The sequence below is a fragment of the Bacillus sp. EB106-07-01-XG149 genome (assembly GCF_058791555.1).
The window spans coordinates 806,385-830,163 of sequence record NZ_JBYTDP010000003.1; the positions used below are offsets into that span (position 1 = coordinate 806,385).

General features: G+C 35.8%; 23 protein-coding genes and 2 other annotated features. Of the genes, 18 read left to right on the forward strand and 5 right to left on the reverse strand.

Annotated elements, in window-relative coordinates; all coding sequences use genetic code 11:
* Nucleotides 1–19: 19 nt before the first annotated feature.
* A complete protein-coding gene (locus AC3WTA_RS16500; RefSeq protein ID WP_001088179.1) occupies nucleotides 20–1,357 on the forward strand; it encodes a sodium-dependent transporter in 1,338 nt (445 codons plus the stop codon).
* Nucleotides 1,358–1,395: 38 nt separating this feature from the next.
* Here AC3WTA_RS16500 and AC3WTA_RS16505 read toward each other — a convergent pair whose 3' ends face one another.
* Nucleotides 1,396–2,100, reverse strand: a complete 705-nt coding sequence (locus tag AC3WTA_RS16505) for a polysaccharide deacetylase family protein (RefSeq protein WP_000726878.1) — start codon at nucleotides 2,098–2,100, stop codon at nucleotides 1,396–1,398.
* 326 nt (nucleotides 2,101–2,426) lie between these two features.
* Here AC3WTA_RS16505 and AC3WTA_RS16510 point away from each other — a divergent pair, with 326 nt between their 5' ends.
* The 5 genes from AC3WTA_RS16510 (at nucleotide 2,427) to AC3WTA_RS16530 (ending at nucleotide 5,764) form a co-directional block, all read left to right on the forward strand.
* Complete coding sequence (locus AC3WTA_RS16510) at nucleotides 2,427–2,690, forward strand: CD3324 family protein (RefSeq protein WP_000878310.1); 264 nt, start codon at nucleotides 2,427–2,429, stop codon at nucleotides 2,688–2,690.
* Nucleotides 2,691–2,868: 178 nt separating this feature from the next.
* On the forward strand, nucleotides 2,869–3,555 hold the full coding sequence (locus tag AC3WTA_RS16515; RefSeq protein WP_001015972.1) for a DUF421 domain-containing protein: 687 nt from the start codon (nucleotides 2,869–2,871) through the stop codon (nucleotides 3,553–3,555).
* A 110-nt stretch (nucleotides 3,556–3,665) separates the two neighbouring features.
* Nucleotides 3,666–4,307: a FusB/FusC family EF-G-binding protein gene (locus AC3WTA_RS16520; RefSeq protein ID WP_000387068.1), complete on the forward strand. Its 642-nt coding sequence runs from the start codon at nucleotides 3,666–3,668 to the stop codon at nucleotides 4,305–4,307.
* Between the two features lie 163 nt (nucleotides 4,308–4,470).
* Nucleotides 4,471–5,367 carry an RCC1 domain-containing protein gene (locus tag AC3WTA_RS16525; RefSeq protein WP_001106801.1) on the forward strand — a complete coding sequence of 299 codons (897 nt, stop codon included), beginning with the start codon at nucleotides 4,471–4,473 and terminating at the stop codon, nucleotides 5,365–5,367.
* A 196-nt stretch (nucleotides 5,368–5,563) separates the two neighbouring features.
* Nucleotides 5,564–5,764, forward strand: coding sequence for a hypothetical protein (locus AC3WTA_RS16530; protein ID WP_000913390.1), 201 nt, complete (start codon nucleotides 5,564–5,566; stop codon nucleotides 5,762–5,764).
* Between the two features lie 163 nt (nucleotides 5,765–5,927).
* On the opposite strand, the gene msrA is transcribed toward AC3WTA_RS16530, so the two are convergent.
* Nucleotides 5,928–6,464 carry a peptide-methionine (S)-S-oxide reductase MsrA gene (gene msrA, locus AC3WTA_RS16535; RefSeq protein WP_001291868.1) on the reverse strand — a complete coding sequence of 179 codons (537 nt, stop codon included), beginning with the start codon at nucleotides 6,462–6,464 and terminating at the stop codon, nucleotides 5,928–5,930.
* A 247-nt stretch (nucleotides 6,465–6,711) separates the two neighbouring features.
* Between msrA and AC3WTA_RS16540 the strand changes: the two genes are divergently transcribed.
* Genes AC3WTA_RS16540 through AC3WTA_RS16555 form a run of 4 tightly spaced genes read left to right on the forward strand, consistent with a single transcriptional unit; the run spans nucleotide 6,712 to nucleotide 11,824 of the window.
* Nucleotides 6,712–8,340 carry a multicopper oxidase family protein gene (locus AC3WTA_RS16540; protein ID WP_000711351.1) on the forward strand — a complete coding sequence of 543 codons (1,629 nt, stop codon included), beginning with the start codon at nucleotides 6,712–6,714 and terminating at the stop codon, nucleotides 8,338–8,340.
* Between the two features lie 16 nt (nucleotides 8,341–8,356).
* Nucleotides 8,357–9,601 (forward strand): copper resistance CopC/CopD family protein, encoded by a 1,245-nt coding sequence (locus AC3WTA_RS16545; RefSeq protein ID WP_000966896.1) that lies wholly within the window; start codon nucleotides 8,357–8,359, stop codon nucleotides 9,599–9,601.
* 27 nt (nucleotides 9,602–9,628) lie between these two features.
* Nucleotides 9,629–11,119, forward strand: coding sequence for a sensor histidine kinase (locus AC3WTA_RS16550; protein WP_000027744.1), 1,491 nt, complete (start codon nucleotides 9,629–9,631; stop codon nucleotides 11,117–11,119).
* Nucleotides 11,120–11,134: 15 nt separating this feature from the next.
* The gene (locus AC3WTA_RS16555) at nucleotides 11,135–11,824 is read left to right on the forward strand and encodes a response regulator transcription factor (RefSeq protein WP_000821645.1); all 690 of its coding nucleotides are present in this window, start codon (nucleotides 11,135–11,137) and stop codon (nucleotides 11,822–11,824) included.
* A gap of 49 nt (nucleotides 11,825–11,873) precedes the next feature.
* Here the strand turns inward: AC3WTA_RS16555 and AC3WTA_RS16560 are convergent, their stop codons facing one another.
* On the reverse strand, nucleotides 11,874–12,632 hold the full coding sequence (locus tag AC3WTA_RS16560) for an SDR family oxidoreductase (RefSeq protein WP_000911794.1): 759 nt from the start codon (nucleotides 12,630–12,632) through the stop codon (nucleotides 11,874–11,876).
* 263 nt (nucleotides 12,633–12,895) lie between these two features.
* Nucleotides 12,896–13,141 (forward strand) — a binding site (T-box leader).
* Nucleotides 13,142–13,208: 67 nt separating this feature from the next.
* Nucleotides 13,209–13,447 (forward strand) — a binding site (T-box leader).
* Nucleotides 13,448–13,599: 152 nt separating this feature from the next.
* Here AC3WTA_RS16560 and ilvE point away from each other — a divergent pair.
* Genes ilvE through ilvA form a run of 6 tightly spaced genes read left to right on the forward strand, consistent with a single transcriptional unit; the run spans nucleotide 13,600 to nucleotide 20,497 of the window.
* On the forward strand, nucleotides 13,600–14,499 hold the full coding sequence (gene ilvE / locus AC3WTA_RS16565) for a branched-chain-amino-acid transaminase (protein WP_000528128.1): 900 nt from the start codon (nucleotides 13,600–13,602) through the stop codon (nucleotides 14,497–14,499).
* A 22-nt stretch (nucleotides 14,500–14,521) separates the two neighbouring features.
* A complete protein-coding gene (gene ilvB / locus AC3WTA_RS16570) occupies nucleotides 14,522–16,234 on the forward strand; it encodes an acetolactate synthase large subunit (RefSeq protein ID WP_000434920.1) in 1,713 nt (570 codons plus the stop codon).
* Nucleotides 16,231–16,461 carry an ACT domain-containing protein gene (locus AC3WTA_RS16575; protein WP_000019915.1) on the forward strand — a complete coding sequence of 77 codons (231 nt, stop codon included), beginning with the start codon at nucleotides 16,231–16,233 and terminating at the stop codon, nucleotides 16,459–16,461. The genes ilvB and AC3WTA_RS16575 overlap by 4 nt, the downstream gene beginning before the upstream one ends.
* A 14-nt stretch (nucleotides 16,462–16,475) precedes the next feature.
* A complete protein-coding gene (locus AC3WTA_RS16580) occupies nucleotides 16,476–17,483 on the forward strand; it encodes a ketol-acid reductoisomerase (RefSeq protein WP_000861121.1) in 1,008 nt (335 codons plus the stop codon).
* 46 nt (nucleotides 17,484–17,529) lie between these two features.
* Entirely contained in the window at nucleotides 17,530–19,203 is a 1,674-nt protein-coding gene (gene ilvD / locus AC3WTA_RS16585) for a dihydroxy-acid dehydratase (protein WP_001255825.1), read from the forward strand.
* A 31-nt stretch (nucleotides 19,204–19,234) separates the two neighbouring features.
* Entirely contained in the window at nucleotides 19,235–20,497 is a 1,263-nt protein-coding gene (gene ilvA / locus AC3WTA_RS16590; RefSeq protein WP_492332935.1) for a threonine ammonia-lyase IlvA, read from the forward strand.
* Nucleotides 20,498–20,577: 80 nt separating this feature from the next.
* On the opposite strand, the gene AC3WTA_RS16595 is transcribed toward ilvA, so the two are convergent.
* Together AC3WTA_RS16595 and AC3WTA_RS16600 are read right to left on the reverse strand one after the other, a co-directional pair.
* Nucleotides 20,578–20,805 (reverse strand): hypothetical protein, encoded by a 228-nt coding sequence (locus AC3WTA_RS16595; protein ID WP_033657814.1) that lies wholly within the window; start codon nucleotides 20,803–20,805, stop codon nucleotides 20,578–20,580.
* 52 nt (nucleotides 20,806–20,857) lie between these two features.
* On the reverse strand, nucleotides 20,858–21,961 hold the full coding sequence (locus AC3WTA_RS16600) for a CapA family protein (RefSeq protein ID WP_000854491.1): 1,104 nt from the start codon (nucleotides 21,959–21,961) through the stop codon (nucleotides 20,858–20,860).
* A 216-nt stretch (nucleotides 21,962–22,177) separates the two neighbouring features.
* Between AC3WTA_RS16600 and AC3WTA_RS16605 the strand changes: the two genes are divergently transcribed.
* Together AC3WTA_RS16605 and AC3WTA_RS16610 are read left to right on the forward strand one after the other, a co-directional pair.
* Nucleotides 22,178–22,894 carry a DUF554 domain-containing protein gene (locus AC3WTA_RS16605; RefSeq protein WP_000236058.1) on the forward strand — a complete coding sequence of 239 codons (717 nt, stop codon included), beginning with the start codon at nucleotides 22,178–22,180 and terminating at the stop codon, nucleotides 22,892–22,894.
* Nucleotides 22,895–22,912: 18 nt separating this feature from the next.
* On the forward strand, nucleotides 22,913–23,764 hold the full coding sequence (locus AC3WTA_RS16610; protein ID WP_000390874.1) for a GNAT family N-acetyltransferase: 852 nt from the start codon (nucleotides 22,913–22,915) through the stop codon (nucleotides 23,762–23,764).
* The last annotated feature ends 15 nt before the right edge of the window (nucleotides 23,765–23,779 follow it).

Here is a 23,779-nt window from a genome sequence, read left to right on the forward strand (position 1 = left end):
ACAGAGAGGAGATTAACAAATGAATTCACAGCAATGGACATCGAAATTAGGTTTCGTATTAGCTGCAGCAGGTTCAGCAATTGGCCTTGGGGCGATTTGGAAATTCCCCTATATGGCCGGCATCGGAGGAGGCGGGGCGTTCTTCCTTATCTTCATCGGTTTCACATTATTAATTGGTTTACCGCTATTATTAGCTGAATTCGTTATCGGAAGAAGTACACAAAAAGAGGCTGTTGATGCATATAGAGAAATCGCACCAAAAACATTATGGCCATGGTTAGGGAAATTAGGGATTGTAACTTGTTTCATATTACTTTCTTTCTACAGTGTTGTAGGGGGATGGATTTTATTATACTTATGGAATGCAATTACAGGTAGACTATGGGAAGGAAATGGCGCATACGAAGCTACGTTTGGTGAAATCATTTCCAATCCTTATTTAGCAGTAGGAGCACAGTTATTATTCATTCTTATTACTATTTTTATCGTAAGTAAAGGCGTACAAAACGGTGTTGAAAAAGTAAATAAATATTTCATGCCAGCGCTATTCGTTTTATTCTTTGTATTAATTGTTCGTGCTCTTACATTAGACGGCGCGGGAGAAGGAGTTCGTTTCTTCTTACAACCTGATTTCTCACATGTAACATCAGAAGTTATTTTATATGCGATGGGTCAATCGTTCTTCTCATTATCGGTCGGTGTAGCAGTAATGGTAACATATAGTTCATACTTACCGAAGGAAGAAAGTTTACCGCGTTCAGCATTTTCTATCGTAGCTTTAACATTAGTAATTACATTACTTGCAGGACTTGCAATTTTCCCAGTTGTATTTGCATTTGGATTAGAACCATCTCAAGGACCAGGATTATTATTTATCGTATTACCTGCTATTTTCAGTAAAATGGCGTTCGGAAAAGTGTTCTTCGTTATTTTCTTATTGCTGTTCTTCTTCGCAACGATTACATCTGCTATTTCTATGCTAGAAATTAGTGTTGCGTCGTTAACATCAAAAGGTAAAGGCAAACGTGAAAAAACGGCCTTAATCGTAGGGTTATTAATCTTCGTTGTTGGAGTACCATCAGCATTATCATTTGGTATATTAAGTGATCTGAAGATTTTCGGAAAGACAATCTTTGATTTAGCGGATTATGCAGTGAGTAACGTACTAATGCCACTTGGTGTTTTATTAGTTTCCATCTTTGTTCCTTTAAAAATGAAGAAAGATGTATTAATGAAAGAACTTGGTGTAAGTAAAAATAAAGGCTATAAACTGTTCGTATTATGGTTATTCTTACTTCGCTTTATCGCACCAATTGCGATAATTATCGTATTCTTAAATGTACTTGGCATTATTTAAAAAGAAAGGTAGCGTATCGCTCTATGATACGCTACTTTTTATTTTGCTCTTTTTTGCAGTTCGTTTACTGTTACGAACTGATAGCCCTTCTTAGATAAAGAGTCTAAAATACCTTTAATCGTTTGTAAATTTTCATTAGAATCATCGTACATAGAGTGCAGTAAAATGATAGAACCTGGTTTTACATTTTTATTAACATATTCAATTTTATCAGCCGCAGATTTATAAAAAGTATCAGGTTCAAGGTCCCATGTGATTGTTTCGATATTGTTTTTATTTAAATAATAGGGCAGACCAATTAGCTTTTTCCCGTTAGGTGGTCTAAAATCAATTTCGTCTGTAAATCCTGTTTGGCGGATGAATGAATTCGTTTTTTCTATTTCTTCTTTAATAAAAGAAGGTGTTTTAAAAACCATTCTGTTATGAGAGTATGTATGGTTTCCAATTTGGTGTCCAGATTGTACGATATCTTCTCCTAACGATAAGTTTTTCTCTAATTCATTTCCGATTAAAAAGAATGTAGCTTTTGCATTGTATGTATCTAGTAGCGGTAATATTTGTTTTACATTGTTCGTAGGGCCATCATCAAAAGTTAAAGCAATCACTTTTTCATTTGTTTCTACTCGGTTTGTTACATCTCCAAACAATTGAAAACTTCTTGCGTTCATCAATTTGTATGTTCCGAACAATGCTACAGTAATAATGAATAATGTAACGATTGTAATGATTATTTTCTTTTTCATAAAGCAACCTCACTATACTTTTTGATTGGACTAAAAAGTATTATATCAAACTAAGTAATTTCATGCTTAAAAAAGGATGGGGATGCAAGGGGAAGGAATTTATCATATAATAAAATACAAAAGGTATATTAGGAGGTGTTTATATGGCGATTATAATTCAATTGCCAGACACTGCAGCGTCTCATGCAAAGCCAAGTATGGAAATGGCGATACTTTGCGTGAGGTAGACAAGTAATATACAATCGCCTAAATGAGCTCGTATCATTTTTTATATTTGGCTTTGCACCTTATTGAAATGAACCATAAAAAATAAGGGGCGAGCAGAAATGAAATACGTTAAAGCCGCGACGGTTTTACCAGAAAGTTTAATTACTGAAATTCAAAAGTATATACAAGGTGAAACAATTTACATTCCAAAACAAGAAACGAAACATTATAAATGGGGTACACGATCTGGAGGAAGAAAACAATTAGATGAAAGAAACAAAGCTATTAAAGAAGCGTTTAAAAGCGGAATTTCCATTCATCAACTTGCAGAAGAGTATTTTCTTTCCGGAGAAACGATTAAAAAGATTGTGTATTCTAAATGAAAACAAAAGAGTCTAGTTCAATTATCATTTTGAACTAGACTCTTTTTGCTTTGCCCGTATTGGATATACGGGGTGTGAATGGGCATGATAATAGAAAAAATGAATTACAATTGTATCGTATAGAAATGTGAATAGAAATAAAAACGTTATATTACATATTACAGAAAGGTGAATGATTATGAATCATCTGGGGCAAATAACGATAGAACTTTTTGTTGGTTTTTTTGTTTTATTAATTGCTACTAAAATATTAGGGAAAACACAAATATCTCAGTTAACGCCATTTGATTTTATTTCTGCCATTGTTCTTGGGGAATTAGTCGGAAATACGATATATGACCCTGAAGTGAGAGTATGGTCTATTTTATATGCGGTACTTGTATGGACAGTGTTAATTTACGCAATAGAAGTGATAACACAAAAATTTAGGGGGACAAGAAAGTTCTTTGAAGGATACCCTTCTATTATCATTCGTAATGGGCATATTGACAGAGAGCAATTAAAATCGAATCATTTGGATATTAATCAATTACAACAAATGCTAAGACAACAAAAAGATATTTTTTCAATCAGAGAAGTTGAATATATGATATTGGAACCAAATGGAAACATAAGTGTTCTGAAAAAGAGCAAATATGAATCTCCTACCATAAATGATTTAAGTTTAAAACATAAGCCTGTATACTTACCAATTTCATTAATTAGTGATGGAAAAGTAGTGAAAGATAATTTGAGAGAAGCTGGTTTTGATGAAGGATGGCTGTATAAGCAAATAAAGCAAAGAGGGATTACTAAATTTGAGGATATATTATATGCTGAATGGAAAACAGACGATGGTTTCTTTTGTCAGGAAATGAAGCGATAGAATATAATCGATGTATGTAATATTCGTTTCTAAGTTATCTTTTACATATCAAAAAGCTGAATCTTTGTATACAATAACACTAGATCAACAATTTGTATGGAGTGATAAAGATGGAAGCTTTTATTAGAAGTGATCAATACAATTTTATAAAGTCACAAGCTTATATTTTAGCAAACGGGCATGCAACGGCAAATGATAGAGGTGTAATTCAAGCGTTAAAATCACTAGCGATTGAAAAGATAATACATGTATTTGAGAATTTAACGGATGAACAAAAAGAGTTAATTGATACGGTATTAACAGTTCAAAATAGAGAAGATGCAGAATCGTTTTTAATGAAAATAAATCCGTATGTCATTCCGTTTCAGGAAGTTACAGCGCAAACATTAAAAAAATTATTTCCTAAAGCGAAAAAATTAAAACTTCCTGATATGGAAGAACTGGACATGAAAGAATTATCTTATTTAAGCTGGATTGATAAAGGGTCAAGCAGGAAATTTATTATAGCGAAAAATGATAAAAATAAGTTTGTTGGTCTGCAAGGAACGTTCCAAAGTTTAAATAAAAAGAGCATTTGTTCATTATGTCATGGACATGAAGAAGTAGGGATGTTTTTAGTTGAAATTAAAGGTGATGTACAAGGAACTTTCGTTAAAAAGGGAAACTATATTTGCAAAGATGGTGTAGCTTGTAATCAGAATATGAAATCTCTTGATAAATTGAACGATTTTATTGAACGATTGAAGAAATAAAGAAAAAACCTCTAGTATTGAAACTGGAGGTTTTTATTTTTTGAAGAAGTAATAATAGGCTTCTTTTATAGCTGTAAATTTATAAAAAAAGTCGGGTCATTTATAATGAAATTAGATAAAATATCTATTTGGATACAGTTGCTTATATGCAAGGAGGTAAAACATGAATTACATTTCACCGAAAGAAGAAATGTTAAAAGTGAAACGGTGGCCTAAAGATACGATAGCGGCAGGTCGTGGTCATACAGTTGCTCTTAAATCGGATGGCACAGTTGTGGCAGTGGGGCGAAATAAAGAAGGAGAATGCAATGTAAGCCGTTGGTGTGATATTGAAGCAGTCGCAGCGGGCAATGTTCATATGGCGACGAACACGGGTAATGCTCATACAATCGCTCTGAAAAGTGATAATACTGTGGAAGCGGTGGGGTGGAATAAGCATGATCAATGTGATGTAAACGAATGGCATAATATTGTATCGGTTGCGGCGGGATGGCGTCGTACCATTGGTCTTAAACCGGATGGCACGGTAATAGCGGTGGGGCGAAATAAAGAAGGAGAATGTAATATAAGTAGCTGGAGAAATATTGTGGCGGTCACGGCGGGTGATTGGCATACAGTCGGTCTTAAATTGGACGGCGCAGTGACGGCAGTGGGGAATAATCGATATGGCCAATGCAATGTAAGTGGATGGCGTGGAATGGTGGAGTTGGCCGCAGGTTACCTTCATACTGTTGGTTTGAAATCGGATGGCAAAGTGATGGCGGTGGGTAATAATAAACTTGGTCAATGCGATGTAGGCAGCTGGAGAGATATTATGGTAATAGCAGCTGGTACGAATCATACAATCGGACTTAAATCAGACGGTACCGTGGTGGCAGTAGGCTGGAATGAGTATGGTCAATGTAATGTAAGTGATTGGCGCGATATTGTAGCGGTAGCAGCTGGTTGTGCGCATACGGTCGGTCTTAAATTAGATGGCACGGTGGTAGCAGTAGGTGATAATACATACGGTCAATGCGATGTAGGTAGTTGGCGCAACATTCGATTGCCTGGCAAATAGTTAATGTACAACAAATCATTAGTAATATTATTCTATTTTAGGAGTAATTATGGAATAGAACATGTACATAAGAGTCCCTTTTCAAAAGGGGGTCTTATTCTTTTCCGTAAAATGAAGGTCTAAATGGAATTTTTAAACAAATCTTATTTCAAAGCTACAGTAGAAGAGATAAATAAGACATAGGAGAGCTGAAGAAATGCTTAAAAAGTTTTTGCTTTCTTTACCGGATGTTTTACTTGTATGCGTTGTTCTCTACATAACATACACAACTACTTTTAGTTTTGGACAGACATTAGTAATTTCAATTGCAATCGGAATCATTGGTGGTCTTGTTATAAGAATTTGTACGGATGTATTCACGTATATAAGATGGACAATTAAACAGAGGAAATCTTGAATATGTTGTATTGCTATTAGGAGGGAATGAAATGACTAAGAAGAAGAGTAGAGTGAAAAATGAAATCGCACTTTGGACATTGACAGCGGTTTTTCTCATCATTGCATGGTACTTTTTTCAAAGATAAAAATGCATCGTACTTAAAAGGTACGATGCATTTTTATTATTTTTTTTGCCAATTTTCTTTTATAAAGTCTTCACGGCCAGATTCTTTTTGCTCAGTAGCATATTTTTCTGGGTTCTTTTTATAGAAATGTTGATGGTATTCTTCAGCCTCATAAAAAGGTGCAGCCGGGCGAATTTCAGTTACGATTGGCTCTTTAAACATACCGCTTTCTGCAAGAGCTTGTTTTGATTTTTCAGCAAGCTCTTTTTGCGTTTCATTATGATAAAAAATAGCAGTGCGATAAGAGGGACCACGGTCAAAGAATTGTCCGCCATCATCAGTTGGATCGATTTGTGGCCAATATAAATCTAGTAATTTTTCATATGGAAAAATAGAAGGATCGAATGTAATTTGTACAACTTCTAAATGACCAGATGTACCAGCTTTTACTTGTTCATATGTTGGGTTTTCTACATGACCACCTGCATAGCCAGAAAGTACTTTATGAATACCAGGAAGTTCATCAAATGGCTTTACCATGCACCAAAAGCAACCGCCTGCGAAGGTTGCGAGTTCGTATGTTTTTTCGGACATTGTTGTAATCCTCCTAAATGTATATGTTTTATATAGTATTATACAATCTTTTTTATTACGCAATAAAAAAGATTTAGAAGTAAAGAAAAATTGAAATATATTTCTTTATAAAGTCTTTAAAATTCCTTCAAAGTTTCTTTTTTTCTGAGTGTTATGATGTAAATCGAAGTGAATATGTGAGGTGATAGGCAATGAATCCACGTATGAAAATTAATAGTTTACAACAAAAAATGAAAGAGAGACTAATATGAAAAAGGAATTTATACAAAGCGATTTAAGAAATATATTGATTGCGGCATGCTTACTATTAGGGTTAGTTATTTTTGGATATTTTTTAATAAATAATTACCCAGGTACAAATGAAAAAAAGAAGTTAACAGATGCAACATCTACTTCAGAATCAATTACATCTATTGCTAATTCAGATGCCAAAAAAAGGGTTACAAAAACTTTTAATATTACGGCGAAAGTAGCAAGTTTAGATTTGGGAGATGGGAAAAAGGTAGATGCATGGACCTTTGATGGAACATCACCGGGTACTCAAATTCGAGTTAAACAAGGTGAACGTATTGTTGTAAATTTGAAAAATGAATTGCCAGAACCCGTTACAATCCATTGGCATGGATTAGATGTTCCTGCGGCGGTAGACGGTGTTCCAGGTGTTACGCAAAATGCTATAAAACCAGGTGAAACATATACATACGCATTTAATGCTGATCAGGTAGGGACATATTGGTATCATTCACATCAAAAAAGTGCAATACAAACGGAACGGGGACTATTTGGAACCATTGTTATTGAACCGAATAAACCAGCTGTAAAATATGAAAAGGATTATACAGTGGCGATCCATGAATGGAAAACAGGAGCCATAAAAACCCGTAAGCATAATGGCGAACAAGATAAAGATTGGGATAGCTACCCTAGCAATCATATTCGAAATGAAAAGGCGCAAACTTTAGAAGGCCCGTTAATGATGCCAAGTAATGATCAACTCAAAGATTTATCTGATGGAGATGATTACGATATATTTACATTAAATGATACAAGTGAGGGTCTACGATTGGATGCAAAACCAGGTGAAACAGTACGCCTTCGCTTAATTAATGCTGGGAATAATACGCATTTAATGACATTAGTTGGGGCGCCATTTCAAATTATCGCATTAGATGGTCGTGATATAAAAGGTGGGGACGAGCTAGATAAAGCAATTCTTCCGATGGGAGCTGCACAACGTTATGACCTTGTTTTTAAAATGCCGGAAACAACGAGTGTAAAACTTATTAATGTGGATCCATCTAAGAAAATGAATCGAATGTTAACGGCGACTATTGGGAACGGTTCTTTGCCGAAAAAACCTATTGATATAAAGAGTTATCCATGGTTTGACTTTACGAAATATGGAGAAAAAGAAGTTGGCAAGTTTACGATAGATTCAAAGTTTACAAAGGTCTATGATATGGATTTGGCAGAAGGTGTGAAAGATGTAAATGGACAAGAAAAATGGGTGTATACGATTAATGGAAAGACATCACCTAATATTCCACCCATTAAAGTAGAGAAAGGAGATAAAGTTAAGATTCGCTTTAAAAATAAGGGAGAAGAAATTCATCCAATGCATTTGCATGGACATACATTCCAAGTTATTTCTAAAAATGGTAAACCAATGGAGGGAAGTCCGATTTACTTAGATACAGTTAATGTTTTTCCGGGAGAAGAATATGAAATTGCTTTAGAGGCAAATAATAGTGGACTATGGATGGTTCATTGTCATCATCTCGTTCATGCGGAAAAAGGGATGCATACGATGATGAATTATGAGGGGGTAACTACTCCATTTTCTACCGGAGATCACTCAGGTAATCATCCAGAATAATAATACGGAGGTTTTCATGCTTTATAGAATGATAGTATTTATTTTAACAAGTGTAAGTATATTTTTATTTTCTCATAGTAGTGTATTTGCTCATACAAGTGTTGTAGGAGCCACCCCTAAAGAGGGGGAGGTTCTTACAGTACAACCGGAACAGATTATTCTTGAATTTAGTGAACCAGTTACAGGAAATGTAGTCAATATTGAACTGCTAGATCCAAGTGCAAAGAGAGTGCAAGTATCAAAGGTTGAAATATTAGATAACCCAACAAAAATAAAAGTGAAATTACCAAACTTAAATAATGGTACTTACACAGTAAGGTGGTCTATGATTTCTGCAGACGGACATCCGAGTGAGGGAGGCTATCCCTTTTCAATTGGAGAAGAAGTACAAACTAATGTAGTGGTAGAGGGAAATGCGAGTGGGAGTGGCTCAGTATTTTCAGATGTTATGATAGTAACACTACGCTATATTGTAGAGGGAATGATTTTAATTGGAGCAGGAGTAAAGTGGCTCGATATGTTTGTAAAACGTTATAGATTACCTTCCATATTGCAAAGAATGAAGAATATGAAAAAGATTTTTTTCTCTATACTTGTAGTAGGATTAATAGCCGAATTAATAGTGTATAAGTCAATTATTCCGAAGGAGAGTTTACTTATTCATTCGCCATTTTCAGTTATTATTATGATTCAACTGCTATTATTAGTTCTTATGTCTTTGCAGCATATGGGGAACGAATGGTATGCGCTAGTTTGGGGATTTCTTGTTGCGAGTTTTTCTTTCACAGGTCATGTATGGATTACTAATCCAAATTGGGCAGCAGTTATAATTAGAATGGTCCATGTTATGAGTATTGCAGTGTGGCTAGGAGCACTTATTTATTTAGCTCTTGTTATAGCGTGGACAACATTATACAAAATTACATTTGATCAAAAGCGTTTCCGTAAACATTTTAGTATTATTGCTGGTATTTCATTTATTCTAGCATTTCTTTCTGGGGAATTAATTGTGTTTTTACAGACAAGGAATTGGGTACTTTTTAATTTTAATTCAATATGGACGAACCTTTTAAATATAAAGATTCTTACTGTATGTATAATTACAATTGTAGCATGGAGACAAACGAAAACATGGGGTAACGATATTGGAACAGTTAATCGCCGTTTATTGCTCTTAGAAATTGTTCTAGCTATACTCGTATTATTAGCTGGTATTTGGATGAGTCAAGTTTCGTTTCCGGTGAATTCTGTAACAAGCTAAAATTATAATGTTCATAGGAGTTCTGTAATGTCAATCCGTATTAGATTGCTGTTGTCGTATGTTGCGATGGTAATTATTCCAATCGTTTTTTGCGGTATAGCAGTTATGTTAATTAGTGTTACTTTATTTGGTGATATTCGTATTGCAAAAGCAATCATTGGTCTTAATCAAAATAGTCATTCTCTCATTGATAAAGAGCAGGAGGGAGCTATTCGTACAAAAGAAGATGAAGATGATATTTTTAGTAGGTTGAAAATTCTTTCATCGTATGCTCCAGATAAATTGGAGGATATAAATTTTTTAAAGGAAACTGATAAAGAATTAAACGATAATCAAGCAGGATTACTAATTCGAAAAAATGATGAGCTTACATATTCATCCCCATATTTTAAAATCTCTTCGTTTGATAAATACCTACCCGCATTTGAAACGGAAGGACAAAGAAAAGGAATGGATGTGAAAATAGAGGGTAATTCTTTTTACTATAAGCAATTTGATTACTACGATGAAGAGAAGGATAAGGTAAGTATTTTTGTATTTGAGTATGTAAATCCTTTAGAAGAAATGATTAGAGAATTTTTCCCGTATTTCGTATTCTCTTTAATACTTGGGTTAATTATTACGAATGGAATATTAACATATTTTATATCACGGAGTATTATTAAACCATTGCATTCATTAAAGCAGGCAACGGAAAGAATTCAAAAGGGTGATTTAGATTTTCAAGTAAAGCCACTTGCGAAAGATGAAATAGGTGAATTAAGTTTATCGTTTGAAGAGATGCGTGGCAGGTTGAAGGAATCGGTCGAGCTGCAAATGCAATATGAAAAAAATCGTAAAGAGTTGCTTTCAAATATTTCTCATGATTTACGGACGCCAATAACGGCTATTAAAGGTTATGTACAAGGAATTAAAGAGGGTATCGCTCGAACTCCAGAACAATTAGATAAATATTTAACGATTATTTATCATAAAGTGTTTGATATGGATCAATTAATTGACGAGCTTTTTCTCTTTTCAAAACTTGATTTAAAAGAGGAACCGTTTCAATTTGAAGAGGTTGAAATTAATCAATACTTATCTGATTGCATAGAAGAACTACAGCTTGAATTACAAGATAAGGGAATTGCAGTGAGATGGGATGCTCAAAAGGATACTTCTATTTTGGTAAAAGGTGATCGTGAAAAATTACGTCGTGTTATTACAAATATCATTTGGAATAGTGTGAAGTATATGGATAAAGAAGAAGGATATATAGGAATTCGCATGACCGAATCTATTGATTATGTAACGATTTACATAAAAGATAATGGGGTAGGAATAGAAGAGAAGGCGTTGCCTCATATATTTGAAAGGTTTTATCGTGCAGATCATTCTAGAAATTCTAAAACAGGTGGAAGCGGACTTGGTTTGTCAATTGCACATCAGATTATCACACAACATGGTGGTGATATTTGGATAGAAAGCAAAAAAGGTAAAGGAACGACGCTGGCATTTACATTACAAAAAATCAATTAGAAAAAGGAGAGCATCTTGAAAAGAATTTTAATTATTGAAGATGAAGCTATTATAGCAGAGTTAGAAAAGGATTATTTAGAGGTTGCTGGGTATACAGTAGATATTGATTACTCTGGCGAAAAAGGTTTACAAAGAGTTCTTCTAGAGGATTATGACTTGTTAATTTTAGACATAATGTTACCGGGAATAGATGGATATGAAATTTGTAAACAAGTTCGATTGGAAAAGGACATACCAATACTTATGGTGTCCGCAAAACAAGAGGAAATCGATAAAATTAAAGGGTTAGGTTTTGGAGCAGATGATTATATTATAAAACCGTTTAGCCCGAGTGAAATGGTGGCACGTGTAAATGCTCATCTAGCTCGTTATGATCGTTTAACAGGAAAACGAGAACTAATAAAAGATGAAATTCGTATTCGAGGATTGTTTATTGATAAATCGGCCCGACGTGTATTTGTAAATGGAACTGAGGTCATGTTAACAGGAAAAGAATTTGATTTATTAACTTGTATGGCAGAACATCCAAATCAAGTATTTAGTAAAGATCGTCTCTTTGAAACTGTATGGGGGATGGATGTCATTGGTGATGCAGCAACGGTTGCTGTACATGTGAAAAATATTCGTCAAAAAATTGAACTCGATCCATTCGATAAATCATATATCGAAACAATTTGGGGAGTAGGATATCGTTTTACACAGTGAAAAAGGCCAGCAAAAATGCTGGCTTTTTTTGCGTAAGTAGATTAAGAAATTACAAACAAGATCCTCCGCTAACATCAATTAATTGTCCAGTAACCCAGCGGCTGTCTGGAGAAGCGAGAAATGCCGCGGTATCGGCAATATCTTCTACTTCACCTAAGCGATTAAAAGCGGAAATGGTAGTAGCGTACTGTTTCATCATTGGGTCGCTCAAGAGTTCCGCATTCATATCTGTTTTAATAAATCCAGGAAGTATTGCATTCACTGTTATTCCTCGTGCTCCGAGCTGTTTTGCTAGTGTGAAAGTCATTGTATTAATAGCGCCTTTCGTCATACTATAGGCAACGAAATCAGGTAAAGAAATACGAGTGGCAGCGGATGAAATATTAATAATTCGGCTATTGTCACGTAAACGAGATAGAGCTTGTTGGATAATAAAGAATGGTGCTTTTGCATTAACTGAAACCATTCTATCAAAAAATTGTTCAGTCGTTTCTTCAATAAAAGCACCAGGACCAATTCCAGCGTTGTTTATTAAAATATCAAATTTAGTACTACCAGTTCTTTTTTGTAATTCGCTATCTAAAGAACTATAAAGGGTTTCTACACCATATAAAGATTCAAGGTTTGCACCGATAGAAAAAGCAGATCCGCCATTTGATTGAATTTCATAAACAGTTTCTTCAGCATCTTCTTTTCGATTTCCGTAATGAATAGCAACTAATGCACCGTCGTTTGCTAAACGTTTTGCAATAGCACGTCCAATTCCTCGGCTTGCTCCTGTAACTAATGCCACTTTTCCTTTTAACATAGTTTTCTCATCTCCTCATAAAATTTTATATGTTATTAAGTTGTTTTTTTATGTAGTAATGCGAACATACTTAAGTAATATATGAGTATGTGTAAGAAGTTCATTCCGATTTTGTTTTGAGAAAAAATAAATAGACTTCTCTTGAATTGATTGAATTTTATTTTTTTTTTTTTTGGAAAAACATGTTGACAATGAAAAGAACAACGTCCTATAATACGTTTAACAAATAAAAGTTAATTAAGAATTTTCTAACTTTATATGTTGCATATGCAAAGAAGAGGAAAGTAGATGGTTATGATCGTTTCAGAGAGCTGCTCCTAGGCTGTGAGAGTAGTAACAATCGAATCATTGAAGATCACCTCGGAGCATCGCTTGCGAAAGGGAAACTGAGTAGAGGGCGACGGCATCGTCTCCGGTAAAAGGACGGGGGTCTAATTGGACCTACAAAGCTTATATTTCGCGAGAAGTATAAGGAAGCTGAGTGGTACCGCGAAACTCTCGCCTCAGCAATCAAAGCTACTAAATTGTAGTAGTTGATTGCTGAGGCGAGAGTTTTTATTTTAAAAAATCGAATAAGAGAATGCGTAGAAGAGGAGAGTAAATGATAAAAATTGTTTCAGAGAGCCGCCTAGAAGCTGTGAGGGCGGTAACAATTTCATCATTGAAGATCACCTCGGAGCACTACTTTTGAAACTAGTAAAAAGTAGCGGAGTTGTTTCCGATAGAAAAACAAAAGTCTAATTGGACTTGCAGAGCTTATATTTCGTGAGAAGTGTAAGGAAGCTGAGTGGTACCGCGATTCCCTCGTCTCAGCAATGGATTGCTACAAGTATGTATGTAATCGATTGTTGAGACGAGTATATTTTTAAGGTTTATATACTGAATATTCTGTTAAAAACACTCATCTCAGCAATCGATATAGAAATAGATTGCAAAAATAGAGAGAAAAAAAGAGGAGCGATGTGAGATGGGAAACCAGTACATTTATATGAATGGGGAATTTGTAGAAAAGGAAAAGGCAGTTGTTTCAGTATATGATCACGGTTTTTTATACGGAGACGGTGTATTTGAAGGAATTCGTAGTTACGGTGGAAATGTATTTTGTTTAAAAGAACATGTAAAACGATTATATGAATCGGCAAAATCTATTTTACTTACAATCCCATTGAAGGTTGAAGAAATGGAAGAAGCGGTTTTACAAACGTTGCAGAAAAATGAGTATGCGGATGCTTACATTCGTTTAATTGTTTCACGAGGAAAAGGTGACTTAGGGCTCGACCCTAGAAGTTGTGTGAAACCGAGCGTTATTATCATTGCAGAACAATTAAAGTTATTCCCTCAGGAATTTTACGATAATGGATTAAGCGTTGTATCTGTTGCATCAAGACGTAATACGCCAGATGCACTAGATCCACGCATTAAGTCAATGAACTACTTAAATAACGTACTTGTAAAAATTGAAGCGGCGCAAGCAGGAGTGCTAGAGGCACTTATGTTAAATCAACAAGGATATGTTTGTGAAGGATCTGGAGATAATGTTTTCGTTGTGAAAGATGGAAAAGTGTTAACACCTCCTTCTTATTTAGGAGCGCTAGAAGGTATTACGAGAAATAGTGTTATCGAGCTATGTGAGCGACTTAATATTCGGTGTGAGGAAAGACCGTTTACTCGTCATGACGTATATGTAGCTGATGAAGTGTTTTTAACAGGAACGGCAGCAGAATTAATTCCGGTTGTAAAAGTTGATTCAAGAGAAATTGGAGATGGGAAACCGGGAAGTGTAACGAAACAATTGACAGAGGAATTTAAAAAGTTAACGAGAGAAAGAGGCGTACGTGTTCCAGGACTGGCGGAGAGCTTACTGTAGATAGGGAGAGGAGTTAATTAAAATGGAGCAGCATACAACACGTGAGAAGTTACAGTGTGAAAATGTGACAGGTGCCGGACACGTTATTCAATGTTTGAAAAAATTATGTGTAACGACTGTTTTCGGTTATCCGGGCGGAGCGATTTTGCCAGTATACGATGCGTTATACGGAAGTGGTTTGAAGCACGTTTTAACTCGTCATGAACAAGCTGCCATTCATGCGGCAGAAGGATATGCGAGAGCTTCTGGAAAGGTCGGGGTAGTCTTTGCTACCTCTGGACCAGGGGCGACAAATTTAGTTACGGGTTTAGCAGATGCTTATATGGATTCGATTCCTTTAGTTGTTATTACAGGGCAAGTTGCAAAACCTCTCATCGGAAAAGACGGATTTCAAGAAGCAGATGTTGTCGGGATTACAGTACCTGTTACGAAGCATAATTATCAAGTTCGTGATGTGAATCATTTATCACGTATTGTACAAGAAGCCTTTTACATTGCCGAAAGCGGGCGCCCGGGACCAGTATTAATTGATATTCCAAAAGATGTTCAAAATGAAAAGGTAACAAGTTTTTATAATGAAGTAATTGAGATTCCAGGATATAAACTAGAGCCTATGCCAGACAGTAGGAAGCTTAGAGAGGTAGCTAAAGCAATTTTCGAAGCAAAACGTCCACTTCTTTATATTGGAGGAGGGATCATTCATTCGGGTGGTTCTGATGAACTTATTCAGTTTGCGAGGGAAAATCGTATTCCTGTCGTTTCCACTTTAATGGGACTTGGTGCATATCCGCCGGGAGATTCGTTATTTTTAGGAATGCTCGGCATGCATGGAACGTATGCTGCAAACATGGCAGTAACAGAATGTGATTTACTACTTGCTTTGGGTGTTCGCTTCGATGATCGTGTAACAGGAAAATTAGAACTCTTTTCTCCGCATTCGAAAAAGGTACATATTGATATAGACCCTTCAGAGTTTCATAAAAATGTAACTGTGGAATATCCGATTGTTGGAGATGTGAAAAAAGCGTTACACATGTTGTTACATATGCCAATTCGTACACAAACAAATGAATGGCTTACGAAAATAGAGGAATGGAAGGAGGAATATCCTCTTTCCTACAATCAAAAAGAAGGTGAGTTAAAACCACAGCATGTTATTAGTCTAGTAAGTGAATTAACGAACGGTGAAGCGATTGTTACGACAGAAGTAGGACAGCATCAAATGTGGGCTGCGCATTTTTATAAAGCGAAAAACCCACGGACTTTTCTAACATCTGGCGGACTAGGAACGATGGGGTTTGGTTTCCCGGCGGCAGTTGGTGCTCAGCTTGCGAAAGAAGAAGAACTCGTCATTTGTATTGCAGGCGATGCTTCTTTTCAAATGAACATTCAAGAATTACAAACAATTGTTGAAAATAACATCCCTGTAAAAGTATTTATTATAAATAACAAATTTTTAGGGATGGTAAGGCAATGGCAAGAAATGTTTTATGAAAATCGTTTGTCAGAATCAAAAATTGGATCGCCAGATTTTGTGAAAGTGGCAGAAGCTTATGGAGTGAAAGGATTAAGAGCGACAAATTCAACCGAGGCGAAACAAGTGATGTTAGAAGCATTTGCTCATGAAGGTCCTGTCGTAGTTGATTTTTGTGTAGAAGAAGGTGAAAATGTATTTCCGATGGTTCCGCCAAACAAAGGGAATAACGAAATGATTATGAAGAGGTGGGAAGAATGAGTCATACTTTTTCACTCGTTATTCATAACGAGCCAAGCGTCTTATTACGTATAAGTGGGATTTTTGCTCGGCGTGGTTATTATATTTCTTCTTTACATTTAAACGAAAGAGATACTAGTGGTGTATCTGAAATGAAACTCACAGCAGTTTGTACTGAAAATGAAGCGACATTACTTGTTAATCAGTTGAAAAAATTAATTGATGTACTGCAAGTAAATAAATTATAGGGAGTGTATGGAATATGAAAACGTATTATGAGAAAGATGCAAATTTAGAGTTATTACAAGGGAAAACAATTGCGGTAATTGGTTATGGATCTCAAGGTCATGCGCAGGCACAAAATTTACGTAATTCTGGTGTGGAAGTTGTAGTTGGTGTTCGACCTGGTAAGTCTTTTGAAGTAGCAAAAGCAGATGGATTTGAAGTAATGTCTGTTTCAGAAGCTGTTCGAACCGCGCAAGTTGTACAAATGCTATTGCCAGATGAACAGCAAGCACATGTGTATAAAGCAGAAGTAGAAGAGAATCTCCGTGAAGGACAAATGTTACTTTTCTCACATGGATTTAATATTCACTTCGGACAAATTAACCCGCCAAGTTACGTAGATGTAGCGATGGTCGCGCCAAAAAGTCCAGGTCATCTCGTTCGGCGTGTATTTCAAGAAGGAAATGGTGTTCCGGCATTAGTAGCAGTACATCAAGATGCAACAGGAACAGCATTAAGTTTAGCTCTTGCGTATGCAAAAGGTGTAGGCTGTACACGTGCAGGCGTAATTGAAACGACATTCCAAGAAGAAACAGAGACGGATTTATTCGGTGAGCAAGCAGTGCTTTGCGGCGGGGTAACGGCACTTGTGAAAGCTGGTTTTGAAACATTAACAGAAGGCGGATATCGTCCTGAAATTGCATACTTTGAATGTTTACATGAATTAAAGTTAATTGTTGATTTAATGTACGAAGGTGGTTTAACGAACATGCGCCATTCTATTTCCGATACGGCAGAGTTCGGAGATTATGTAACAGGGTCGAGAATTGTTACAGATGAAACGAAGAAAGAAATGAAACGAGTACTTACAGAAATTCAGCAAGGTGAATTCGCGAAGAAGTGGATTTTAGAAAATCAAGCTGGGCGACCAACGTATAATGCGATGAAAAAAGCAGAACAAAATCATCAGTTAGAAAAAGTAGGAGCAGAGCTTCGTGAAATGATGAGCTGGATTCACGCACCGAAAGAATTAGTAAAGAAATAGAATAAGAGATTATAAGTGAAAAATACGTAAGAGGGGATTTGACAAGATGAGAAGTGACATGATTAAAAAAGGTTTTGATAAAGCGCCGCACCGTAGTTTATTAAAAGCAACTGGTTTGAAAGATGAAGATTTTGATAAACCGTTTATAGCTATCTGTAATTCTTTTATTGAAATTATTCCAGGTCATAAGCACTTAAATGAGTTTGGGAAACTTGTTAAAGAAGCAGTGCGTGCAGCAGGTATGGTTCCATTTGAATTTAATACAATTGGAGTAGATGACGGTATTGCGATGGGGCATATCGGTATGCGTTATTCGCTTCCGAGTCGTGAAATCATAGCAGATTCAGTAGAAACGGTTGTAAATGCACATTGGTTTGATGGTATGATTTGTATTCCAAACTGTGACAAAATCACACCCGGTATGATGATGGCTGCACTTCGTATTAACATTCCAACTGTATTCGTTTCAGGTGGTCCGATGGCGGCTGGAAAAACATCTAAAGGAGAAGTTGTCGATTTAAGTTCTGTTTTTGAAGGAGTAGGAGCTTATCAATCTGGTAAAATTTCAGAAGAAGAATTAAAGGATATTGAAGATCATGGCTGTCCATCTTGTGGTTCTTGTTCCGGTATGTTTACAGCGAACTCTATGAACTGTTTATGTGAAGTATTAGGTTTAGCTCTTCCGGGTAACGGAAGTATTTTAGCCATCGATCCAAGACGCGAAGAATTAATTAAACAAGCAGCAGAGAAATTAAAGATTTTAATTGAAAGAGATATTAAACCGCGAGACATTGTAACGGAAGAAGCAATTGATGATGCGTTCGCACTTGATATGGCGATGGGCGGTTCAACAAATACAGTGTTGCACACATTGGCGCTCGCGCAAGAGGCTGGATTAGATTACGATATGAACCGCATTGATGCCGTTTCAAGACGTGTACCACATTTATGTAAAGTAAGCCCTGCTTCCAATTGGCATATGGAAGATATTGATCGAGCGGGCGGGATTAGTGCAATTTTGAAAGAGATGAGCCGAAAAGAAGGGGTACTTCATCTAGACCGAATAACGGCTACTGGGCAGACGTTAAGAGAAAACATTGCTCATGCAGAGATTAAAGATAAGGAAGTTATTCATTCTCTCGAAAACCCTCATAGTGAAGAAGGGGGATTACGTATATTAAAAGGAAACCTTGCGAAAGATGGGGCAGTTATTAAAAGTGGGGCAACAGAAGTAAAACGATTTGAAGGACCTTGCGTTATTTTTAATTCACAAGATGAGGCGCTTGCGGGCATTATGCTTGGAAAGGTTAAGAAAGGCGATGTAGTTGTTATTCGCTATGAAGGACCAAGAGGCGGCCCTGGTATGCCGGAAATGTTAGCACCAACATCAGCGATTGCTGGTATGGGATTAGGTGCAGATGTTGCGCTATTAACGGATGGTCGTTTTTCTGGAGCTTCACGTGGTATTTCGGTAGGGCATATTTCGCCAGAAGCAGCTGCGGGCGGAACGATTGCACTTCTCAACCAAGGGGATATCGTTTGTATCGATGTTGAGGAAAGATTGTTAGAAGTAAGAGTTAGTGATGAAGAATTAGATAAGCGTAAAAAAGAATGGAAACGACCAGAACCGAAAGTGAAAACTGGCTGGCTTGGACGTTATGCACAGATGGTAACATCGGCGAATACAGGTGCAGTTCTAAAAATCCCGAATTTTGATTGAGCCAATTTAAAAGAGATAAGGATGATATGAAATGGTGCAGAAGGTAAAGGAGAGAGTGAAAATTGAAGATATCTTAATGGCTCATAATTGCATGAAAGATATCGTTATTAAAACACCGTTACAACGTGATACAGTTTTATCTGAGAAATATGATTGTGACGTTTATGTAAAAAGAGAAGACTTACAATTAATTCGCTCTTTCAAAATCCGTGGTGCGTACAATTTAATTCAAAGTTTATCGAAAGAACAATTACAAAACGGTGTTGTTTGTGCAAGTGCAGGTAATCATGCACAAGGAGTTGCTTATACGTGCAATTTATTGAAGATTCCGTCAAAAATCTTCATGCCAACAACGACGCCTAAACAAAAAGTATCGCAAGTACAATTTTTCGGTGGTGATTTTGCAGAAATTGTATTAGTTGGTGATACATTTGATAGCTCTTTCCAAGAAGCGCAGCGCTATTGTGAGGATAATAGAATGACGTTTGTTCATCCGTTCGATGATCCGTATGTTATTGCTGGTCAAGGAACAGTGGCAGTTGAAATTATGCATGATATGGAGAAACCAGTTGATTATATCTTTACAGCAATCGGCGGTGGTGGATTAGCATCAGGTGTTGGTACATATGTTAAAGGTGTTAGTCCTGCTACAAAGATCATTGGTGTAGAGCCAATGGGAGCTGCATCTATGAAAGAGGCTTTTCTTCAAAATGAAAATGTCGCATTGGAGAAAATAGATAGTTTTGTTGATGGGGCAGCTGTTAAAAAGGTAGGGAAGTTAACATTTGAAACTTGTAAAGATGTAATTGATGATATTGTTTTAGTACCAGAAGGAAAGGTTTGTACGACGATTTTAGAACTGTATAAGAAAAATGCAATTGTAGCTGAACCGGCTGGTGCACTATCTATTGCAGCGCTTGATTTATATAGAGATGAAATAAAAGGTAAAACAGTTGTATGTACGCTAAGTGGTGGAAATAATGATATTGATAGAATGCAAGAAATGAAAGAACGTTCGCTCATTTACGAAGGGTTAAAGCATTATTTTATCATTGAATTCCCGCAGCGTTCAGGTGCGCTAAGAGAATTTTTTGATAAAGGGTTAGGGCCAGAAGATGATATTACGCGCTTTGAGTATATTAAGAAGCATAATAAAGAAAATGGCCCAGCACTAGTCGGAGTAGAGTTAAAACATAAAGAGGATTATGAGCAATTAATTACTCGTTTTAAAGAAAATAATATTCAATTTATGGAGCTTAATAAAAATCCTGTTTTGTTTGATTTACTTATTTAATAGAAGGAAAGAGTTAGCACCCAAATAAAAAAGATAGATACAAGCGGGGAAATATAATGCTTGTTCTATCTTTTTTAAAGTTAAACTAGATACTCATTAAATTCAAGAAGAATAAAGCTAGCTAACCAAAAAAATATCGCAATGCGAATAATTACATACATTGTAAATTCAAAGGGAGTAAGATTTCGCTCTCGCTTTATTTTTTTAAATAGTCTCACAGAATAAAAGGAACATAAAAGTAGGATTGCTATAGACATTTTATAGATGTTTTCTAAGAGGTTTATATTTTCTAATAAGTCTTTTAGCATATTCATCACCTATCCTCTAATGTATGTTACAGAGAAATTTATCTTGCGCTGTCTAGTTGCGTTTATTTTTTATTTTCCCTGCTTCATCAATTTCTACGTCAGTTGAAATCGTTTGTAAATATTGTAGAGCTTTTTTCTTTTCTTCCTCATTTACAGGGGAAACTTGGTTGTTGCGAATGATGTAAGGATTGAATGACATTTGGACATCCTTTCCTTTAAAAGTTAAAGTTAATACGCCAGTTTCGGCGCTTTTCCCGCTCACATAACTTGGGAATAAAAAGTTTCCTAATGAGTAAGCGATAGGAACTTTATTATAATACTCAAATCCTTGTAGCCAATGTGGGTGACTTCCGACAATCGCGTCAGCTCCTGCTTCAACCATTTTAGGTACATATTGTTTTTGGTATTCTACCGGACGATTGGATTTTTCAACGCCCCAATGCATATAGACGATTAAATAGTCTGCATCTTTCTTTTGCTCTTTAATTGTTTTTGTTACAAGATTTAAATCATATCCGTTCGCAACGCCAGGTTTATTGTCACGAGCTACCCAATTCGTATCAGGCATAAATCGAACGAAGGAAAGAAATTTGAACTTTTTCCCTTTTACAGTAATTTCTCGTGCGGTATAGGCATCCTTTTCATTCTTTCCGGCTCCAATGTATGGGAACTTTAATTTTTCTACGTGAGAAATCGTGTCTAATAATCCATCTTGCCCATAATCAAGTGTATGGTTATTCCCGATATTTACGATGTCATATCCAGTGTTTTTTATAGCTTGTAGTGTGGATGGATCACTTTTAATCCAAAATAGTTGCCCAGGTGCTTTTTTTTCTCTCGTTGTAAATGCTGACTCTAAATTAACGAAAGAAATATCAGCTTTTGTTATTTCTTCTTTTACATGTTGGAATGGATAATCAGCCCCGTTTTTTTCGATTACAGGACGTAATTGCCAATCGAACATAGTATCACCAGAGAAGGTGAGTGTAATTTCCTGATCTTCTATTTTCTTTTCACTTGTTGAAGCGGTTTTACTAGATTTGTTTTGTAAATCGGATTTGTCTTTCGCTTTTGAAATAAAAGAGTAGTTGATTAATAAAACAATTGGTGTAATGCAAAAGGCTATTAACAGAAATCGTTTTAGTAAAGTTTTCATAAATACCGTCCCTTTTGAGTTTATACCGCAATTTGTGGGCAGTAAAACTCGCGCTAGTTAAAGTTTCACTTTATGTATAACTACAAAAAATTGCGGTTTATGTAGTGAAAAACATTTGTTAATATTCTCAATATTAAGTTAACATATAGATAACCTGTAAATCAATGTATAAACCAAAATATAGAAATAAAGAATTCGAAGGGTGAAGAATGAGAAATGGTTATATTAGGAGCAGTTGTAAATGGGGTTTGTATTATATTTGGTACTTTACTAGGTAAATTATTTAGTAGGATTCCAGAAAGTATGAAGGGAACAATTATGCATGCAATCGGTTTAGCGGTTACTGTGCTTGGACTTCAAATGGCATTGAAAAGTGAAAATTTTCTTGTTGTCATATTAAGTTTAGTTATTGGTACCGTCATCGGGGAATGGCTACAATTAGAGGGAAAGTTAAAACTGTTAGGAGATGGGCTAGAAAATAAAGTTGGATTGAAAGGGAAAGGGAGCATATCAGAAGGTTTTGTAACAGCTACTTTAATTTTTGCAATTGGTGCGATGGGGATACTTGGTGCACTCGACAGCGGGATTCGCGGCAATCATGATATTTTATTTACAAAGGCGATTATCGATGGGTTTATTTCTATTATATTAACGACAACTTTAGGAATTGGCGTAGTATTTTCGGCGATTCCAGTTATTTTATACGAAGGAGGTATTGCGGTTTTTGCAACACAAATTAATAGTTTGGTCCCGAAAGAATTAATGAATCAATTTATAGTGGAAATGACAGCTACAGGTGGTATTATGATAGCTGCTATTGGATTGAACTTACTTGGTATTATTAAAATTAAGGTGGCAAATTTACTGCCAGGTATATTGGTAGTTGGAATAATTGTCTCACTTATTTACGGTTACGGTTTAATAGTAAAGTAATAGGGGGTGGAGATACATATGGAGGAATTTCAATTCACAAAACGTGTTCATAACATATTGAAGATTGCAGCAGAAGAGGCAGAAAGTAATATCATTCAACCAGCTCATCTGCTTATAGGCATGTGTAAAGAAGGTACTGGAGTTTGCAACGAGTTGTATATGTATTTGTTTCGTAACGTGGGTACGGATTTTTTAGAAAAACTTTCATTACGAAAACAATACGATTTAACGGATCAAGAGTATAAAAAAATAGGACAATATAAGGTATCTTATAAGGTGCTAGAAATTTTACAAATAGCGAAGAAACGTATGGAACGTTTTCAGCAAGTAATAATGAATGAAGGGCATGTTATGTATGCACTATTTCGTGTAAATACGTTTATTGAAAATGCACAAATACAAAGAGATATATTACATATTATAGCTGAGCCAAGAGATTTAGCGGTTGATCTAAAATGTTTTGTTCCTACTTATAATGATTTAACTTGTACTGTTAGAAAGGCTAGCTCTTCTGATTTCGAAAAATTAGCAAGTTTTGTTGAGGCGGAATTTGGTGAACGTTGGCTGCATTCGATAGCGTATGGATTTCGTACATATAAAGATAATTTACCTATTTATATAGCAGAACAAGAAGAAGCGATAGTAGGCTTCGCTTGTTATGATGTAGTGAGAGGAAAGAAGGGATTGTTTGGTCCAATGGGCACAGCAAAACAAAATCGAGTGAAAGGTGTAGGGAAGCAATTGTTACATCGTTGTTTACATAGTATGAAGCAAGAAGGATATGAATACGTAATTATTGGACAAGCAGGTCCGATTGAGTTTTATGAGCGAAATTGTGATGCGCGTTTAATACCGTTAGAGAATAAGTAACCAACTCCATATAGG